The sequence below is a fragment of the Demequina aurantiaca genome (genome assembly GCF_050598105.1).
Lineage (GTDB): Bacteria > Actinomycetota > Actinomycetes > Actinomycetales > Demequinaceae > Demequina > Demequina aurantiaca_A.
Genome location: NZ_CP192436.1, coordinates 1,983,625 through 2,001,182 on the forward strand (window position 1 = coordinate 1,983,625; position 17,558 = coordinate 2,001,182).

19 protein-coding genes are annotated in these 17,558 nt (G+C 66.3%); 8 read left to right on the forward strand and 11 right to left on the reverse strand.

Going from position 1 to position 17,558, the window contains the following annotated elements; translation table 11 throughout:
* Positions 1–65 precede the first annotated feature (65 nt).
* The 3 genes from ACQU6B_RS08965 to ACQU6B_RS08975 form a co-directional block, all read right to left on the reverse strand.
* Complete coding sequence (locus ACQU6B_RS08965; RefSeq protein ID WP_430867209.1) at positions 66–623, reverse strand: uracil-DNA glycosylase family protein; 558 nt, start codon at positions 621–623, stop codon at positions 66–68.
* Between the two features lie 137 nt (positions 624–760).
* Entirely contained in the window at positions 761–2,182 is a 1,422-nt protein-coding gene (locus tag ACQU6B_RS08970; protein WP_430867210.1) for a DUF2252 domain-containing protein, read from the reverse strand.
* A 2-nt stretch (positions 2,183–2,184) separates the two neighbouring features.
* Positions 2,185–2,457 carry an OST-HTH/LOTUS domain-containing protein gene (locus tag ACQU6B_RS08975; RefSeq protein WP_430867211.1) on the reverse strand — a complete coding sequence of 91 codons (273 nt, stop codon included), beginning with the start codon at positions 2,455–2,457 and terminating at the stop codon, positions 2,185–2,187.
* A 349-nt stretch (positions 2,458–2,806) separates the two neighbouring features.
* On the opposite strand from ACQU6B_RS08975, the gene ACQU6B_RS08980 reads away from it, so the two are divergent.
* On the forward strand, positions 2,807–3,091 hold the full coding sequence (locus tag ACQU6B_RS08980; RefSeq protein WP_430867212.1) for a hypothetical protein: 285 nt from the start codon (positions 2,807–2,809) through the stop codon (positions 3,089–3,091).
* 377 nt (positions 3,092–3,468) lie between these two features.
* On the opposite strand, the gene ACQU6B_RS08985 is transcribed toward ACQU6B_RS08980, so the two are convergent.
* From ACQU6B_RS08985 to ACQU6B_RS08995, 3 genes are all read right to left on the reverse strand, one after another.
* Positions 3,469–4,626, reverse strand: a complete 1,158-nt coding sequence (locus ACQU6B_RS08985) for an ATP/GTP-binding protein (RefSeq protein WP_430867213.1) — start codon at positions 4,624–4,626, stop codon at positions 3,469–3,471.
* Between the two features lie 330 nt (positions 4,627–4,956).
* Positions 4,957–5,613 carry a DUF7002 family protein gene (locus ACQU6B_RS08990; protein ID WP_430867214.1) on the reverse strand — a complete coding sequence of 219 codons (657 nt, stop codon included), beginning with the start codon at positions 5,611–5,613 and terminating at the stop codon, positions 4,957–4,959.
* Between the two features lie 33 nt (positions 5,614–5,646).
* A complete protein-coding gene (locus tag ACQU6B_RS08995; protein ID WP_430867215.1) occupies positions 5,647–6,153 on the reverse strand; it encodes a hypothetical protein in 507 nt (168 codons plus the stop codon).
* Positions 6,154–6,247: 94 nt separating this feature from the next.
* Here ACQU6B_RS08995 and ACQU6B_RS09000 point away from each other — a divergent pair, with 94 nt between their 5' ends.
* The 3 genes from ACQU6B_RS09000 (at position 6,248) to ACQU6B_RS09010 (ending at position 7,318) form a co-directional block, all read left to right on the forward strand.
* Complete coding sequence (locus tag ACQU6B_RS09000) at positions 6,248–6,415, forward strand: hypothetical protein (protein ID WP_430867216.1); 168 nt, start codon at positions 6,248–6,250, stop codon at positions 6,413–6,415.
* Between the two features lie 193 nt (positions 6,416–6,608).
* Positions 6,609–6,878 (forward strand): hypothetical protein, encoded by a 270-nt coding sequence (locus tag ACQU6B_RS09005; protein WP_430867217.1) that lies wholly within the window; start codon positions 6,609–6,611, stop codon positions 6,876–6,878.
* A 128-nt stretch (positions 6,879–7,006) separates the two neighbouring features.
* A complete protein-coding gene (locus ACQU6B_RS09010) occupies positions 7,007–7,318 on the forward strand; it encodes a putative quinol monooxygenase (protein WP_430867218.1) in 312 nt (103 codons plus the stop codon).
* Positions 7,319–7,399: 81 nt separating this feature from the next.
* Here ACQU6B_RS09010 and ACQU6B_RS09015 read toward each other — a convergent pair whose 3' ends face one another.
* On the reverse strand, positions 7,400–8,179 hold the full coding sequence (locus ACQU6B_RS09015) for an NYN domain-containing protein (RefSeq protein WP_430867219.1): 780 nt from the start codon (positions 8,177–8,179) through the stop codon (positions 7,400–7,402).
* A gap of 172 nt (positions 8,180–8,351) precedes the next feature.
* On the opposite strand from ACQU6B_RS09015, the gene ACQU6B_RS09020 reads away from it, so the two are divergent.
* Positions 8,352–8,642, forward strand: a complete 291-nt coding sequence (locus tag ACQU6B_RS09020; RefSeq protein WP_430867220.1) for a hypothetical protein — start codon at positions 8,352–8,354, stop codon at positions 8,640–8,642.
* An 85-nt stretch (positions 8,643–8,727) separates the two neighbouring features.
* On the opposite strand, the gene ACQU6B_RS09025 is transcribed toward ACQU6B_RS09020, so the two are convergent.
* Entirely contained in the window at positions 8,728–10,341 is a 1,614-nt protein-coding gene (locus tag ACQU6B_RS09025) for a DUF7507 domain-containing protein (protein WP_430867221.1), read from the reverse strand.
* Between the two features lie 186 nt (positions 10,342–10,527).
* Between ACQU6B_RS09025 and ACQU6B_RS09030 the strand changes: the two genes are divergently transcribed.
* The gene (locus ACQU6B_RS09030) at positions 10,528–12,333 is read left to right on the forward strand and encodes an alpha/beta hydrolase (RefSeq protein WP_430867222.1); all 1,806 of its coding nucleotides are present in this window, start codon (positions 10,528–10,530) and stop codon (positions 12,331–12,333) included.
* Positions 12,334–12,482: 149 nt separating this feature from the next.
* Here ACQU6B_RS09030 and nhaA read toward each other — a convergent pair whose 3' ends face one another.
* The 3 genes from nhaA to ACQU6B_RS09045 are packed head-to-tail and all read right to left on the reverse strand — an operon-like array spanning position 12,483 to position 15,680.
* Positions 12,483–13,730 carry a Na+/H+ antiporter NhaA gene (gene nhaA / locus ACQU6B_RS09035; protein ID WP_430867223.1) on the reverse strand — a complete coding sequence of 416 codons (1,248 nt, stop codon included), beginning with the start codon at positions 13,728–13,730 and terminating at the stop codon, positions 12,483–12,485.
* Entirely contained in the window at positions 13,727–14,731 is a 1,005-nt protein-coding gene (locus ACQU6B_RS09040; RefSeq protein ID WP_430867224.1) for an NAD(P)-dependent oxidoreductase, read from the reverse strand. Before ACQU6B_RS09040 ends, nhaA begins: the two co-directional genes overlap by 4 nt.
* Positions 14,721–15,680, reverse strand: a complete 960-nt coding sequence (locus tag ACQU6B_RS09045; RefSeq protein ID WP_430867225.1) for a DUF4862 family protein — start codon at positions 15,678–15,680, stop codon at positions 14,721–14,723. The genes ACQU6B_RS09040 and ACQU6B_RS09045 overlap by 11 nt, the downstream gene beginning before the upstream one ends.
* A 274-nt stretch (positions 15,681–15,954) precedes the next feature.
* Between ACQU6B_RS09045 and ACQU6B_RS09050 the strand changes: the two genes are divergently transcribed.
* Together ACQU6B_RS09050 and ACQU6B_RS09055 are read left to right on the forward strand one after the other, a co-directional pair.
* Complete coding sequence (locus ACQU6B_RS09050) at positions 15,955–17,013, forward strand: TRAP transporter substrate-binding protein (protein WP_430867226.1); 1,059 nt, start codon at positions 15,955–15,957, stop codon at positions 17,011–17,013.
* A 30-nt stretch (positions 17,014–17,043) separates the two neighbouring features.
* Positions 17,044–17,547, forward strand: a complete 504-nt coding sequence (locus tag ACQU6B_RS09055) for a TRAP transporter small permease (RefSeq protein WP_430867227.1) — start codon at positions 17,044–17,046, stop codon at positions 17,545–17,547.
* Positions 17,548–17,558 lie beyond the last annotated feature (11 nt).

A 17,558-nucleotide genomic window follows, 5' to 3' on the forward strand; every position in this document is an offset into this window, starting at 1 on the left:
CCACCACAGATTCGGCCTGATGACCGACCAAAAACTCCCGGCAACAGCCCCAAATAAATCCACCTCTAGCGCCTCATGAGATTCTTGAACTCGGCCATGACGGCGTCAGCCTTGCCCACCGCATCGAAGGGACCCGGCATCCTGAACACCTGCGCACCCCAGTCTGTCCGCGCCTGCTGGAGGCCCGGCCCGCCTGCCGCGGCACGGCCCAGCAACGCCTCCACTGGATGCCGGAATACGCACACCACTAACGGGACGCCTAACGCGCCAAGTTTGTCTGCCAGCAGCCCACGCCCATGCTCCAACTCCCCGGGAACGAGGTCCTTTTCGCCGACCGTGGGGCGCTTCACGATGTCGGTAAACCCGACCCCTACGGCAAGGGCCGCGTCCTCGAACGTGCGAGCTCCGTCGGCCAGCGCAAAGAGTCCAGCCGACGCAAGGCGGCGCAACTGACGCTGTCCCACCCGGCCCTGGTAATAGTGGCCCGCGGCGACGCTGACCGGCGAGGGGTTGAGGCCCACGATCACCGCCCGCGGTTTCTGCGGCATCACGTCGCGCAGCGTGACGTACTCGACTCCCATCCACTCTTCGACGCCCTGAAAATCGATCAGCTCATTGGTCATGCTGACCCTAGCGACGGCCAACGACACACACTTCCGCGGCTTGCTCCGAACTGCCCACACCCTCTGCTCGGCGCCTACCGGCAAGCGTGACTCCACGTCGTACCCGGGGTGCCGGGGCTGGCGTAACGCCGCGTCTCCTACACACCCTCGGCGATCGGCAGCCGGCCGCTCTTGACCGCGGCCAGCAGTGCCTCGTGATCGGCTTCCGTCTGGTCGGCATATGCCTGCGCAAATCGCGCCATCGCCTTGTCCAGCACCGTGCCGCTACCCACGTAGCCGGCAATGATCGACGCACCGCTGGTGCGCGCGTGGCCCTTGGCGAGCAGGTGACCGGCGATGCCCGCATATTCCGCGAGGGACCGCGCGGAAATTTCGTCGAGAGAGACCGAGCCCTTCATGTTGCGGAACTGGCGCACGTAGAACTGCCTGTCATCCACGGTCGTCCACCCGAGCAGCGGGTCACTCACCGTCTGCAGGGCCCGCTGGTACTCCACCACTCGCTCACCCTGGTGGCGGTGCCAGGCGTTGTCGCCGTGCACGTACTTCGCGAGCACCGACCTGCGAGCCTGCTTGAGCTGAAGGAAGATCACGTCGTCCTCGCTCGATCCCTCCAGCAGCGCCACATACGCGCGCAGGCCCACGGACCCCACGCCCACGACTTTGTGAGCCACGTCCACCAGCGTGTAGCCTCCCAGCACGCGCCGCCAATGCGCGTCGAGGGTGTTCAGATACTCATCGAGCCCCTCGGCGAGCATCCCTGCCTCCGCAGTCGACAGCCTGCTGATGAGCGGCGGTTCCTCGACGATCTGGCGCTCTCCTTGGTGCTCGGTGGTGAAGCGCGGCAGGGCGCGGTCCGAGGTGCGCTCGCGTGCCCGCTTGGCCGCCCGCTCGAGCTCGACCGTCAGCGGGCTGCCCGGAGCGTGCTCGGCCATCCGGGTGATGTCGATCCGCTCGAACGAACGAGTGAAGAGCGGCTGGTTGGCGAGGTGGCGCATCTCCTCTCGATACGACCGAGCACACGTGAGCACGGCCTCCTCGCACTGCTCCTCCGTGGAGCCGTTGTGGCGGCCGGCTACCCATGTGCTCGCGACCAGCCGGCGCAAATCCCACTCCCACGAGCCAGTGTGCGCCTCGTCGAAGTCGTTAAGGTCCAGCACCAGGTCGCGTTCGGGTGAGGCGTAGAACCCCACGTTGCCGAGGTGGGCGTCGCCGCACACCACCGGCATGATGCCGGTCGCGGGAAGACCCGCCACGTCGCTGGCCATGACCACCGCGGAGCCGCGAAGAAAGCCGTACGGCGAAGCTGCCATACGCGCGACCCGCACAGGGATCAAATCCGAGATTCGGCCTTCGTGGCTCTCCTCCACGAGCGCGATGGGGTTGCGGTCGTCACGGCCGACGCGCCACTCGCCCAGCGAGGACCGTGGAACCTTCTTCCGGAGTGAGCGGCCCACCGCGTATCGCTCTGCACGGGTACTCGGACGCCTGCGTAGCGACTCATACGCATCCCGGTCAGTGTCATTGAGAATGTCGAGACTCTCGGCCGCTTCGCTGCCCATGTTTAACGTCCCCTCCGCCCTGCTCCGTTGGCGGGCGACATCACCATCTTGGCAGGGATGCGGCCAGCAGCGCGCCACCAGTTGCGGGTTTGAGCTGCGAGAAGGTCCGAGAGCTTGGAGTAGCCCCACTTGTGAGTGTCGAATTCAGACGCGAGGCGCGACAAGTTGAAGTCGACTGAGCCCAGTTGTGCCCAGCGATCGTCATCGGCAGCGGTCGCCGCCGCCTCGATGAGCAGCTCACGCAACGGCGCGATCACCGCCTGGTCGCTCGCCATGAACCCCGACCATCGCCTCCATGCGACCCGTGTCAGACGATGTGGTGGGCGACCTCACGGTCCTTCTTGCGGGTTGCCGCCGCAAGCGCACAACAGCGCCTCCGACGCGTCGTTCCTGGTCGCCGGTTCTTGAATGAGCGCGGCGCCCGCGCCGGGTGGCCGCTTGGCCGTACGCAGGATCAGACGTTGTGGGCTCGGTAATGAACGCCGCGCGTCGTGCGAGCGGAGGTTGTGGGACGAGCAGTTGATGTTCGCGGAGACGATGCTGTGGCCGGCTCCGCCGCGGCCGGGGACCGCGCCGGTGTGGCGCGGGTTCGCGCGCGAGCTAACCACGCCCGGGAGCGAACTGATGAAGCGAGCGGAGGGATCGTTCGCCCGGGCGGAGGGGGCGGTGCCGTTTGTGGTTTCCGATGTTGCATTCAAGCCCGAGGATCTGGTGCTGCTCACGGGGATCTCGGAGGCTCGCAAGCGCGAACTGACAGCGGCAGCTGAGGCACGGGAACTGGCGGTGTGGCCTGCGGTGAAGCGCGGAGTGGTGGCGGTGATTGCTCAGGACCCTGGGAGCGGGTCGGGCAAGGCGCGGAAGGCTCGGGGGTATGGGATTCCGGTGGTGGGTGAAGGGGCGCTCAGCTAGTAAGGCCCAGCGCATCCCCTGGCCCTATCCAGCGCCGTGGGGTGTTGCTTGGGGTCCTACAGGTTTATCCCACACGGCCGTATAGTCCTCAGCGACGAGCGGCCAGATGACGGCGATTCCGTCGTCGGCGGAGTTGATCGGTAAGCGGACGGGCGGGAGTAACACGAACTCGTGCAGGATCGGCCGTCCGGACTCATCACGTCGGCCTTCGGGATCTTGGAACCGGACCGCGACGGCGCCATTATGCTCGCACCATCCCTTCTCGGAGTCGCCCATACTGGCGAATGCGTTCTCGAACGTGGGTAGCGGGTCCGCGAGGCCTCCGTCGCGGAGGAACCGATAACCCCAACTCTTACCGCGCGTTGCCCAAAGAAAGCTCAACGCTCACTCCGGAGTATTACGCCGTCTCTCTCTGCAGCGTTGAGGTCAAGTTGAAATTGGGCGAGGGTGGCTGTAAGGAGGTCGTGCTTCTCCGTTGCCTCTGCCTTTACGCCCTCAAGTTGCTCCTTACCTGCCTCGGCGACTCTCTCGATCAGCTCAGCATTGAAGAGTAAAGCGAGAGCCTTGTATTTGCCGGGCAACACCTTCAGGGCGATCGCCTGCCCAGCCGCGGCGATCGGTCCTGCGTTGTCCAGCAGGCGCTTTGCGACGCCGTGCGAGAGTTTCTTGGACCTAAACCACCGGAGGTGCCTTTCGAGCGGCAAGACCGAAGCCATCGGCATGATCAGATCGAGTCCTACACGTTGAGTGAGGTCGATTGACCCGGCGTCGAACCTTGCCGATGAGAGCCGGACAAAGTCCTCGCCTACTGATAGCGCGGCCTTGTCGGCAACAAGGCCGCCAATGACGTCGCGGAGGTCAGCGATCTCGTCGCTGGCCTTGTCGATCAGCATGTCCCGGAACGCGTAGACATCCAGATCAGGCCAAAGATCCGCCTTGGACAGGGCGATGACCCAGATGCGTGGGAACTGAGTCAGCGGGCCCTCATTCTCAAGAAGCGGGTCTTTCAAGGTGAGCAGACCACGCTTGACGTTCCCAAAGAGCGACTTGAGGTAGCGCTCCTCCTCACCTTGGTAGTCCTTCAACTTCTGGCCGTCGACGAGCAGAAGAGCTACGTCTGAGCCGAGTAGCGTGCGAAAGGTCTCAAGACGGCGGGCCTCTTCTTGAGCACCACTCAACGTTGACTCGAACCATTCGCCGGGATAGTCATGCCACACCAGGGTCGCGTCGGGACGATGCTGACGCCGCCGAGAGTTGCCTCGGTCACCCTCCAGCCGGATGTCGAAGGTATAGGAAGTGCTATCGAACCGCGTGGCAGAGGGCACATGCGCGGAGTCGCGCATTCCTAGGTAGTTTCGATGGAGCGCGTTGCCCTGCCCGGGGTCGCGCGCCAGGACGCGTAGGCCGCGCTTCCGCACCGCCTCGCGCTCCTGGTAAGGGCCAAAGAACGACGAGACCAGCACAGTCTTTCCGCTGCCGATTTCACCGAACACGGCGATGTGCTGTTCTAGTTTGCGCCCCTGCTTGTTTGCCATGCCATAAACCTACGGCAAAGCCCGGACAATTGACTCTAGGCAGCCCTGGAGCACGCCCCAAGTTGGCAATTCAACACATTTTCGAGGGTTTTGAATGCGGACAGACGTGACAATCCGGGACTTAGTGCGGGCCTGCGTCCGGCACTTGCGGCTGGACTGCTGCGGTGACCTCACCGTGGCAAGTACGGCAGCGTCATGCCCGCTCCGCCACTCCCGCAAGCCCCTTCTAGGCGTTCCTTGCACCGTCGTGAGCGCGGCAGATATCTCTACCGTGCGGTGGCCGGGATCCCGCCGTAGTTCTAATGTAAATCCGGTTGCCGCCCCGATCGACTAGTTCGCCTGCTCGACCGATCCATCGGGGTGGCGCACGTACGCCTCGACCAGGTGGCTGATGACGTCGGGTACCGAATGGTCAACGCATATCTCCGCCACCGCTGTGGGGCGCGAGCGCTTGGTGCGCCAGTATTCAAAGTCGTAGTCGGCGATGGTCTTGAACGTCTCAGACCCGCGACGGGGAGCGTTGTGCACCGTCGCGCCGCTGTTGATGGGCGAGAGAGTGACACGCTCAGCGTGGGCGGCGAGCAGCGATGCGGTGTCGATCGTCAGGATGAGGTGCGGGCGGTCGCGGTACGCCGGCGCCTCGAAGAGCGTCTGGAGTCGCTTCTCGGTCGGCCAGAAGAACACCTTGCTGTTGATGAGGTGCAAGAACTCTGGCACCGTCATGTCGATGAGGCAAGCTGCGAGCTTCTTCTCGTTGAGCGGCCCGTTGTCTCGGATTAGCGCGCTGCCGTGCACGTCGTGAAGCACTGCCGTCATGTCTGGTCGGCGCTCAGACAGTAGCCGGTTGCGGCGCGGGTTAGGAGTCTCGAAAAGGTCCACGAGAGCCTCGGTCGACAGGAGACCGTGCCGTTGGATTCCTTCCCACGCCGACTCCTCGGCCATATGGAAGATGTGGGGGTACGTCGCGACGAGTTCAGCGGGGAGCATGCTGATCAGAATGGCACGGCTTCGCCCGGCTTGTCAGCGCCTGAGATTCGCGAATGGGAATTGGCCGTACTGCACCTTGAATTCGTCGATCGCGGCCGTGTCCTCCGACGCCGCCTTGCCTCTCGACGGGCGCCATGCCACGAGAAGATCAGGCAGGTCGGCGAGTTGGCAAATGAACCGCCCTCCCCAGTGCCCCACGGGCTCACCGTTGCAGAACCGTCGATATTGCATGAGCCGTCCCGCCAGATGCGCGGCTGAGGTGCTGCCTCCCGCCTTGCCGATGTAGACCACCGGTGTCGTGGTGAGCCACCGCGACTCAAGGCGTGCGACGGGTACGGAGGGGTTCTTGCCTTTGAACCAGCCGCCCACACTGGCGTCCAGAAAACGGGGAGCCCCAAGGGCTGTCCGCACAACGACGTACATACCGGGCAACTGCGGCACAGTCGAGGTGTCGAGAGTCACGAGAGGCGCAAAGCCTTCGAAGCCAGCTCCCCGCATAGCGTCGATGCTGGAGAAGTCTGCAAGAGGCGGCGGTTCCATGCGCTCAACCTACCGGGTGGCCCCGACACGGCTCCGCGAGGGCGGGCGCAGTTCGGCCCTGGCCGATCGTCGCCATGTTTGCCACGGTGGCCATATGGCAACCGAAGAATTTTCCTGGGCGACAGTTGATCAAGCTCTCATGAAGAGTGCCTGCAAAACGATTGTCGAGGCGCTCAACACCGCCAACCTCGCCGCCCACTGCCGCACGCGCGGAAACTATGCGGGTGCGACGTTCTCGAACCTAGAGCCAAACCATCCGTAGCACCACGTGGACCTCGACTGATCCGGGCAGGTCGCTCGAGGACGGAGGCAAACCGTTCACCTTCCCCCGCGTCGCCGAACACCGCTCCACGTTCACCTTGACGACCGCATGAAGGGGTGGGTTCACCACCAACGGGGGCGCGACCTGGCGGGATGCGCCAGGCACGGCGACCACCACATCGGGTTCAACAACCGTGCACGTTTACAGCCCTCACACCCACCTCGTGGGCTGTGGGTTCGACGGCGCCGGCATCGGCAACTACCTGATCCCCGACGACAAAATCGACGACTACCTCGCCACGCGCGACCAAGACCGCACCTGGACAGGCACCGCCCGTAAGGGCTTGTGCTCACACACGGCAAACACGTGGCTGTACGGATCGGTACCTCCTCGATACGCGGCGCAAGGGGGATCCGGGCTGACCCTGCCTGGGCCGCGGCGATCCGCTTCGACGCTTCACTAAGACGAGACCCCTCTTGAGGGCGGACTATCTACAGACGCTCGCGCGTTACTGTTCCAGGCACCGTCGGGGTCCATCGTGGCTACCGACACCCTCGTAGCGGCCGTGAGGCCAAAAGGATAAGTGAAACGATGAATCCAGTAATTGTGACTGCCCACTTGGAACCCGCAGACGGGCACAAGGAGGCGCTCCTCGAGGCACTCGGCGAGTTCATCCCCCGCGTGCACGAGGAGCAGGGCTGCGAGCTCTATGCCATTCACGAGGCTCCCGACGGAGGCCTCGTGATGATTGAGAAGTGGGCCACGTTGGCGGACCTCGAGGCGCACGGCGCAGGAGCCGTCATGGCCGAAATCAACGTGGCTTTCCAGGGCAAACTTGCTGGGCCACCGCGTGTCGTCACGCTCATGCCGTTGCCTTTTGGCGGTACCCGCGGCGCGCTTTAGAACATCGCGCGGTAGTTGGCCCGGCAGATCGCCTCGACCTGCCGGGCCAAACCCACAACTATTTTGCGGCCATCGCGCCCGCTACTTGCGGGGCTTGCTCCGCACCGCCCACATCTTCTGCTTGCCGTCTCCGGGCGAGCGCGACTCGACGTCGTAGCCGGGATGCGCCCTCAGAAGATCCGTGAGTTTGGAGTAGCCCCACGTACGGGTATCGAAGTCGGACGCCAGCCGGGACAGGTTGGAGCCGACCACCCCTAGGTAAGCCCAGCCGTCGTCATCGGCCGCTGTCTCGACCGCCTCTGACAGGAGTGTGGTGAGCTTCGCGTCGCCCTTGAGCGAGGGCTTCGCCTTCGCCTTGGCGGCCGGCGCCGTCTCCGCCGCCTCGGGAGTCGCCTTCTGCTTCGCGGCAACCTCCTTGCCGCCAAGGTTCTCCACGTACACAAACTTGGTGCACGCCGCCACGAACGGCTTGGGCGTCTTCATCTGGCCGAAGCCGTAGGCCATCAGGCCTTGCTCGCGGATCCGCGCCGCAAGCCGGGTGAAGTCACTGTCGCTGGACACCAGGCAGAAGCCGTCCACCGTGCCTCCGTGCAGCAGGTCCATCGCGTCGATGATCAGCGCGCTGTCGGTGGAGTTCTTGCCGGTCGTATAGGCGAACTGCTGGATGGGCTGCACCGAGTGCGCGAGCAGCTCCGACTTCCACTTGGCTAGCTGCGGTCCCGTCCAGTCGCCGTATGCCCTACGCACCGTTGCGGTGCCGTACTTCGCGATCTCGACCAACAGTCGCTCGATGTGCTGCGCGCTCGCGTTGTCTGCGTCGATCAGCACCGCGAGCCGGGCCTCGTGCGTGGTATCTGCCATGTATCCATAGTGTCACTGTTCGGCCACCGCCCACCCCTACCCTGGTCCCAAAACCGAACCCGCTCACCTGCCCCCACAAGAGGGGGCTTTCGCGGTGGCGCCCGCCGCCTTACGCTGAGGACACCACCTCACGCCCCCTCACCGGGACACCGTCGTTCGTCGAGGAGCCGCAATGTCGCGCAAGACCCTGTTCGTAGGCCTGGGCGCCGGGTGCGCCATCGTGGGCGGCTACCTGTTTGCCAGGTTCTGGGCCCTCGCTGGCACGGAGACCCCGGCCGACCAGAGCGGGATGCTCTCGTTCCTCGACTGGGGCACGTTCTTCATCAGCCCGCTGTTCGTGATCGCCAGCTTTGTGCTCGTCCTGCTCGGAATCCTTAGCGGCGCGCGCCGCCAATCGGCGCCAGATTCGAAGTTCGACCCGAAGCTCGATGCACAAATGCGCGCCCTCGAGTCCACGCACTAGCCTCACCCTCGCGGCCACACTCAACCGACAACACCCTCGCGGCCACTCGCCCTCCCGCCTAAACGGCGGGACGGCGCCTCGCGGACTAGTTGCGCCTGGCTGCGACCACTCCACCCACGCCCAGCAGGACCATCAGACCCGCGAGCCACAGCATCGGCTGAAGGTCCTCCGGCCCGGTTTCCGCCAGTTCCCCGCCACTCGCAGCGGGAATCGTCTCGACAGCTGCCGCTGGAACCACGACGCCGGTCACAGTAAAGGCCGCCCAGCCCGCGAGCGAGCCGTCCGCGTAGTAGACGGCGATCCGGTGCTGACCCGCCTCTAGCGAGGCCGGGATCACCACGGCCGCTGGGCCAGTGCCCAGCATGACGGGCGTGGAGAAGGCGACGATGCGCGCGTCGGCATCGAGCGCCGACCCAGCGCAGCCATCCAGAGCGACAGTGACCGACGAGCCCTGCGCCACGGACGTGACAGGTTCACCGGCGGACGAGCACAGGCTCACGCCGCCGCCGGCCATCGCGTCGAGGTCGGACTCGTACGCCGCGAAGGTCAGCGGGCTCACGGTCGACTCCTCCGTCAGCACCGCCATGCCCGTCGCCGCCACGGTGGGCGCGAACGTCACGGCGCCGTGCGCGAAGTCCGCGGCGCTCACCACGCGCTCCTGCGTCCACGCGAACGATGCCCCCGGCGCCAGCGCGTCGACGGCCAGAACGGCCGGGTCGAGCGTCGCCCCCGCGGCGTCACCCAGCGTCAACCCGGTGAGGGGGTAGGTGCCCTTGTTGGTCACCGTGACATCAAAGAAGACGCTCTCGCCGATGCTCGCGGCACCGTCCGCATTCGCGTCGTCGAAGCGGTTCACAATGCCGATAGCGACCGGGGCGGCCACAAACTCGCCCAGGACCACGGCATCGGCGGGGTCGCTCACTGCGCGCGGGACAAAGTCAGTGGGGCCCGAATAGTTCAGTGTCGCGGAGTAATCCAACGCGCCGCTGGCGATCCACGCCGTGTCGACGGCGAGCGTCTGAGTGTGGGTGACGACCGCTCCCGGAGCGAGCAGGGCACCGTCAAAGGCATTTCCCACCGCGGCAAAGTGGCCCGCCTCGCTCACGCCGGCAATGGTCATGGGGTGGTCGGCATCCAGAGGCAACGTCGCGGTCCACGTCACCTTGACCCGGTCGCCGTGCTGACCGATGCCGTCACCGTTGGAGTCCTCGAGCACGGCATCGACATCCCAACTCACGGTGTTCCGCAGCGGGGTTACCGGCACCACGGGCGCCTCGACCGTCTTGTCACCGAAGCTGTTGTCGAGAGAGAGTATCCAATGGAAGGTCCTCCCCTCCCACAGCACCTTGCCAGCGGCTGCGTCCGCTTCCGTCACCTCATGCCACTGACCCTCGGTGGTCGCACGACTTCCGGGGTTGAGGTCCAGCGCGCCATAAATTCCATCACCAAAGAGAAAGATCCCTGTGGTTGCCCTGTTCAAAAATAAAATGTCGTAACGAACCACGTCGCCCACCATCAAGTCGCCCACCGGATTGGCTCCGAATCCTTGCAGCTCTATGCGGATCGACGTCTCCAGGTCCTCCGCTGGCGCATCGGCAGCCTGCGCCGGCGCCGCTAGACCCACCGCAGCGGTGGAGGCGATGACCGCCCCAATGGTGACTGCAGCCACGTGGCGTAAGCGCGAAAGGGAAAGACTCATACGGGCGGCTCCTCATCGAGCGACCGACGGCGTTCCCCCGGTCGCGGGCGTGGCCACCTCAGCGGGAGCCTGTGCACACCATAGTGGCGTACACCCGGCCGCACAAGATCTTGCATATTCCGTGTTTTACGACGCCTTTCAGTTAGATGCGCGACGAGCACGCCGCATCGGCCGTACGATTCTGACGTGACCAGCGCGACCGACCTCGACTCCCTCCCGGGCCCCCACCCGGGCCGGGACTCGGACCCCACCGCGCCCGCCGCATCGGCCGAGAGTCCCGCAACGCAGCCGAAGAAGCCCCCCGTGCCCAAGCCCCGCCGCCGCCGCCGCTCGTGGCGCTATATCATTTCCCCGCGCTTCAATCGCATCGGCCTGCTGTCGGCGCTACTGGTCACCTCGCTGTCCCTGGTGCCGTCGCTGCTGCCGCGCACGCCGATGATGCAGGGCCTGGTCACGGGCGTCGCCATGGTGTTGGGTTACGGCCTGGGCGCCGGCTTGCGCGCCCTGTGGCGCTTCTTCGAGCTCCCCATCATTCCCACGCGTGTGCGCCGGCCCGCGGCGCTGCTCACCCTGATCGTGCTGCTGGGGCTGCTGATCGACCGGATCGCGCACTACACCGGCTGGCAGAACGAGGTGCGCGAGCTGTTCGGCATGCCCCCCGTGAGCTCGGGCGTGTGGATCATGATCACCGCGATCGCCGCCATCACCGGCACCGTGCTGCTGCTCATCGCCCGCACGACGCGGGTGGTGGTGCGCAAGATCGCCCACCTGCTGTCGCTGCTGATGCCGCCGCGCGTCGCGCACGCGCTGAGCTTGACGCTGTCCGTCGTCGGCGTGTGGCTGCTGGTGACGGGCGTGCTCACCAACGTGTTCTTCACGGGCGCCAACTCCGCCTTCTCCCCCGTCGACCTGGCCACCGCCCCCGGGGTCGAGCAGCCCACGTCGCCGATGCGGTCGGGCAGCAAGTACTCCAACGCCGGTTGGGATTCGCTGGGCCGCCAGGGCCGCAACTTTGTCGCCGGCGGCCCGTCCGTGGGCGACCTCAATGAATTCAACGAGGCCACCGACGCGAGGATGCCCATCCGCGTCTACGTTGGCCTGCGCTCCGCGGACACCGCCGAGGACCGCACCCAGCTGCTGCTGGACGAGCTGATCCGTACCGACGCGTTCGACCGCGAGGCCCTCGTGATCGCCACCAGCACGGGAACGGGCTGGCTCGACGCCCAGGCCATGAGCACCTTCGAGTACATGTTCAACGGCGACACGGCCATCGCCGGCTACCAGTACTCGTACCTGCCCAGCTGGATCTCCACCCTCGCGGACCAGGAGGTGGTGCGCGAGGAGTCCGTCGCAACCTTCCGCGCCATCCAGGACTACTGGTCCACGCTGGATCCCGACGACCGCCCGGACATCTACCTGTTCGGGCTCTCGCTCGGCTCGTACGGGGTCGAGGCCATCCTGCGCTCCCCCAGCATCATCAACGAGCCCATCGCGGGCGCCCTCATGGCGGGCCCCACGTTCCTCAACCCCATGCACGCCGAGCTCACCGACGAGCGCGACACCGGGACCTCACCCGCGCTGCCCATCTTCGACCAGGGCCGCACCGTGCGCTTCACCGCAGGCGGGGACAACCTGACCCACGGCGTCGGCCTGTGGGGGCCGTCCCGCGTCGTCTACCTCCAGAACGGCTCCGACCCGGTGGTGTTCTTCTCGCCGGAACTCGCCTGGCAGAGCCCCGCGTGGCTCGAGGCGGGCAACCGCGCGCCCGACGTCTCCCCGGAGATGGGTTGGGCCCCCGTGGTGACGATGCTGCAGGTGGCCATCGACCTGACGGCCGCGGATAGCGTCCCCACCGGCAACGGGCACCGCTACTCGGACCAACAGTTCGCGACCGCCTGGGCGGGCGTGATCGGCGACGATGCCTGGGACGACGCGCAGAGCGCGGCGCTGTCGGCATTCATCACCGAGGAGCAGCAAGGAATCACTCCCTAGCGACCGGTGAACCCCACCGTCCTGTCGCATGCCAGGCGCGCGAAGGAATCCGGCTTGCACCAGCTGGTTCGCAGCTCGCCGGCCATCCCCGTGCTGGGAACAATTCCGTGGCACTGACCCCGGTCTAACAAAACCTCATCCGCCTTCGCTCACGGCCGCTCCGGGCTTACTGAGATCTCCTCCGACGTGAGGTCGTGCGCCCGTGTGTGAACCCGGCTGCGCCACGTCAGCAGGATCCCGCCGATCACCGCCGCACCCAGGGATCCGAACAGGATCGCCGCCTTCACGTGCTCGCTGTGGGGAGAGTCCTCGCCAAAGGACAGCTCGCCGATGAGCAGCGAGACGGTGAAGCCGATGCCCGCCACCGCGGCCACCGCCAGCAGATCCAGCCAGCGCACCGTGGGGTCAAGTTGCGCGCGCGTCAGCCGCACCAGCAAGTACGTGGCGATGAGGATGCCCACGGGCTTGCCGACCACCAGGCCAAGAGCGACCCCCTGGGCCGCGGCGTCGCTGGCGGCGCTGGCGAGGTCCGCCGGGTTGAGGCTGACCCCCGCGGCGAACAAAGCGAACACTGGGACCGCGACGCCCGCCGACACCGGGCGCCACAGGTGCTCGTAGCGCTCCGCCATGCCGCCCTTCTGGCCGCGGATGGCCGCGACCGGCACCATGAACCCGAGCATCACGCCGGCGATGGTCGCGTGCACGCCGGAGCGGTGCATGAGCGCCCACGCGGTCACGGCCAGCGGGATCAGCACCCAGCCGGGGACGTTGCGCTTGTATAGAAGCCAGCCGAACAGGGCGATCGCGCCGAGCGCCGCCGCGAGCCAGCCGAAGTCCAGCCCGCCGGAGTAGAAGATCGCGATGACGACGATGCCGAGCAGGTCGTCGACCACTGCGAGCGTGAGCAGGAACGCCCGCAGCGCAGTGGGGAGCCGGGACCCAAAGATCGCCAGCACCGCGACCGCGAACGCGATGTCGGTCGCGACCGGGATGGCCCAGCCCTCGGTGGGTCCGTTCTGCGCGGCCACGATGGCCAGGTACACCAGCGCGGGGACCACCATCCCGCCCACGGCCGCGAGGATGGGCACGATGGCGGTGGCGGGCTTGCGCAGCTGCCCCTCGACCATCTCGCGTTTGAGTTCGAGCCCCACCACAAAGAAGAAGATCGCCAGCAGGCCGTCGGTGGCCCACTCCGCGACGGTCAGGTTCAGGTGCAGTGCCTCCGGGCCAAACGTGACCTCGCTGATAGAGGCGTACGAGTCCTTCCACGGCGAGTTGGCCCAGAACAGCGCCACCACGGTGCCCAGCAGCAACAGCTTGGATCCGGTGTTCTCCGCGCGCAGCGTGTCAACAAAGTTGCGCCGCCCGCCCGGGGTGAGCTTGCCGAGGACGGTCATGGCAGGCGCAGGTTCTGCACGTACGTCTGCACCACGGCCACGTCCTGCTCGCCCAGCCCGGCCTCGGTCAGAGCGATGAACACCTCGCTGAGCACGTCGAGCTGAGGGGTCACGGTGCCGCCGGCACGGGCCTCCGCGGTCGCGAACCTCAGGTCCTTGACCATGAACTTGGCGGGCCCCGACGGCGGGTGCTCGTGGGTGACCAGCGCGTGCTTCTTCTGCTCCAGGACCTGGCTTCCCGCCAGGCCGGTTCCCAGCAGGTCGAACAACGCCTGGACGTCCAGCCCCGCGCGTTCGGCGACGATGCTGGCCTCACTGAGCGCCAGCACCGTGGCCGCGACGATCATCTGGTTGCACGCCTTGGCCACCTGCCCCGCACCGATCGGCCCCAGGTGCGCGGGATTGCCGCAGGCCTGAAGCGCCGGCCACGCGAGCGCGACGTCGTGGTCGCGCCCGCCCACCATGATGGCGAGCGTGCCGGCGATCGCGCCGCGCTCTCCCCCGCTGATGGGCGCGTCGACCACCTGCACCAGGCCTCGCGTTTCCGCGTCGAGCCGCGCGCCCAGCTGACGCACGCCCTCGGGCGACACCGTCGAGCTAATGACGATGACCAGCGGGTGGTCGACCACGGCGAGCAGCCCGTCGGGGCCACCGAGCAGCGCCTCCACGTCGGGCAGGTCGGGCACCACGAGCACGACGACGCTGCACCTGGCAGCGAGCGCGGCCGCCGTGGGGTGGGCGGTCGCCCCCGCCTCGGCGAGCGCCGCGGAGGCCGCGGGACGGCGCGCGTGGACGTGAACGTCCAGCCCCGCCGCGAGCATGTGGCCTGCCATGGGCGCGCCCATGGTGCCCAGGCCGATGACTCCGACTCCGCAGGTCGCACCGCCCGGCGCGGAAGCACCAGCCGCCTGGGTCTTGTCCTGCGGCGGCGCTGAATTTGACGACGGCGCCGGCCGTGACGACGGAGCAGGCGTTGACGAGGGGAAGGTTTCAGCTGACACGGTGGGACTCCACTTGGTTGAGAACGGCACGGGCCACTGCGACCCGTTGAGCTACTGATGCGTCAGTTGGCCTGACGGAAACCTTGACGGCGAGCAACGCCTCGGGGCCGGCGTCCGCGAGAGTCTCCGCCATCGCGTCGTCGTCCAGAAGGGAGGCGGACGATGCCGCGAGCGCCGCATCGGCGCCGCTGGGCGGGATGTGGGCGTCGCCCCAGGCGCCACCCCACGGGGAGTCCTGGTCGCTCGCGCCGGACAGCACCACCGCCCGCAGCAGTCCGGCCCGCGAGGCCGCCGAGACGTGCCCCACGGGGGCGCGCGAGTCGCGCATCTCGATCGCGGAACGCCCCCAGTTGATGGCAATTCCGAGCGAATCGGGCGAGCCAGCGGCCCGGATCGCGGCGATTTCTTCCTCCAAAGTCAGGAAACCCTTGGCCGCCGCCTGTCCGGTCACCAGCGCGTCGCAGTGTTCCAACAGAATCTGCGAACCCGCCAAATCCCAGCCCGCGATGGCCTCGAGGGACCGCGCCAGCGCGTCGCCGCCGCCGCGCATCGGCCCCGGTGCACTGTGCACCTCGATGGCCGCGACCCGGCTCTCGCCGTGGACGTCGGCGAGCCTGTGCGCGAGGTCGACGGCCCTGGCCACGTCGGCGAGCGCATGGGCTCTCGAGTCGCCGTCCGTCGACGCGAGACCGTAGGCGGGTTCCGCGCCGAGCCTGCCCATCACTCCTGGTATCGCGGTCAGCATGACTCGCCAGCCGGGCTGCAGCCGGCTCGAAATGAGCTCGACGGCCGCTGAATCCAGCGGCGCATCGGGAACCGGAATCTCGAGCCCGCCTATCTGTTCCGACGCGAGGGCGCGGTAGAAATCGGCGGCCTGATCCGGGTCCGCGGGCGCCATTGCGTAGGCGCCAAGCAGAGGGAATGGTGCACGTGCTGTGGGTGACTTCATCGTCGCTCCTGGGGTACTGCCCTAAGGTCTCGTTTTAGTCTCGATTTGGACTTCGAGCGGATTTTGCTGTTGCAACATGGTCCGGACCTGGGTTAGTTTGTTCCACGTACCGGAACCGTGTTCCACAAATCATATTGGTTTTCCGGTCAGCATGTCGAACAACACGTGACAAAGATGTCCCCACTAGCACCACCCTGACGCAAGACTTGGCCCACCCCGCGTGGGCCACCAGCAGAACCACATCACCTCGGCACAACCGACAAAGGAGTCTTCAATGAGGCATTTCAAGACCGTTTCAATCACGGCAATCCTCGGTGTTTCCGTCCTCGCGCTCGCAGCGTGCAGCGCCGGCACCGGAACCACCACCACCGACGGCAGCACCGGCAGCTCAGACAGCAGCGCACCGGCCGCCAACGCGGACACGACCGTCATGAAGGTCGCGTTCAACCAGCCCGAGACCCACCCGCAGTACATCGTGATGGACGAGCTGGGCGACAAGCTCTTCGAGGCCACCGATGGCGCGTACGACGTCGAGGTGTTCCCCAACGAGACGCTCGGCGCACAGAAGGAAACCATCGAGCTGGTCCAGGCCGGCACGCTAGAGATGGCGTATGTGGGCGGCCCGCTGCTCGAGAACTTCAACGAGGACTTCGTGGTCTTCAACCTCCCGAACGTGTTCGACTCCCCCGAGCACCAGAGCGCGACCACCAACGACCCCGAGATCACGGGCGACCTCTACGCCTCGCTCGAGGACCAGGGCATCAAGGTCGCCTCCGCCTTCCACGGCGGCGTCCGCTCGGTGTACAACTCCGAGAAGCCGATCATGACCCCCGAGGACCTCGACGCCATGAAGATCCGCGTCATCGAGTCGGACACCAACATCGAGATGATGGAACTCATGGGCGGCACCGGCACCCCGATGGGTCAGGGCGAGGTCTACACGGCCATCCAGTCCGGCATCATCGAGGGCGGCGAGAACAACGAGCTCATCTACTCGGGCCTCAAGCACTCCGAGGTCGCGCCGTACTACAGCTACACGCGCCACCTGATGTTCCCCGACTACCTGATCATCAGCCCCGACGTCTACGACGCGATGGGCCCCGAGACTCAGGCCATCTTCGACGAGCTCCTCGCAGAGGCGCGCGTTCACGAGGCCGAGCTCTGGAAGGAGCAGGTCAGCGTAGCCGTGGCTGACGCCGAGGCAGCAGGCGCCCAGTTCAACGAGGTCGACACCGAAGCCTTCGCAGCAGCCATCGCGCCGCTGCTGGAGGAGAAGCTGACCAACGAGGTCACCCAGGGAATCTACGACCAGGTCCGCGCGGCGGCAGAGTAACCAGTAACCGACGCGAGGAGGCATGAGCTCATGAACGCAGCGAAGAAGTTGCTCGACACCGCATTGACATGGATTGTGGTGGTGCTGTTCGCAGCACTCGTCATCGATGTCGCGTGGCAGGTCTTCACCCGGCAGGTCCTCAACGACCCAAGCGGCTGGTCTGAAGAACTCGCCAAGTACCTGTTCATTTGGCTCGGCCTCCTCGCGGCGGCCCTGGTCTTCGGCGAGCGAGGTCACATCGCAGTTGACTTCGCCGTCAAGAAGCTCCCCAGGAAGGTCCAGACCGTCTTGGCGGTCGTGGTCCAACTCTCCATCCTTACCTTCACCAGCCTGGTCCTGATCTGGGGCGGCTACCTCGTGGTAGCCCTGGCCTGGAATCAGAACCTCACCGGCCTGCCGATCAACGTCGGCCCCCTCTACCTGGCGCTGCCGATCTCGGGCGTGCTGATCGCGCTCTACACCATCTACCACCTGGTACGCATCTTCACGGGCACTGAACGCCCGCTCGTCGATGCCCCCCAGGACGTCTTGTAAGGGAGCGCTGA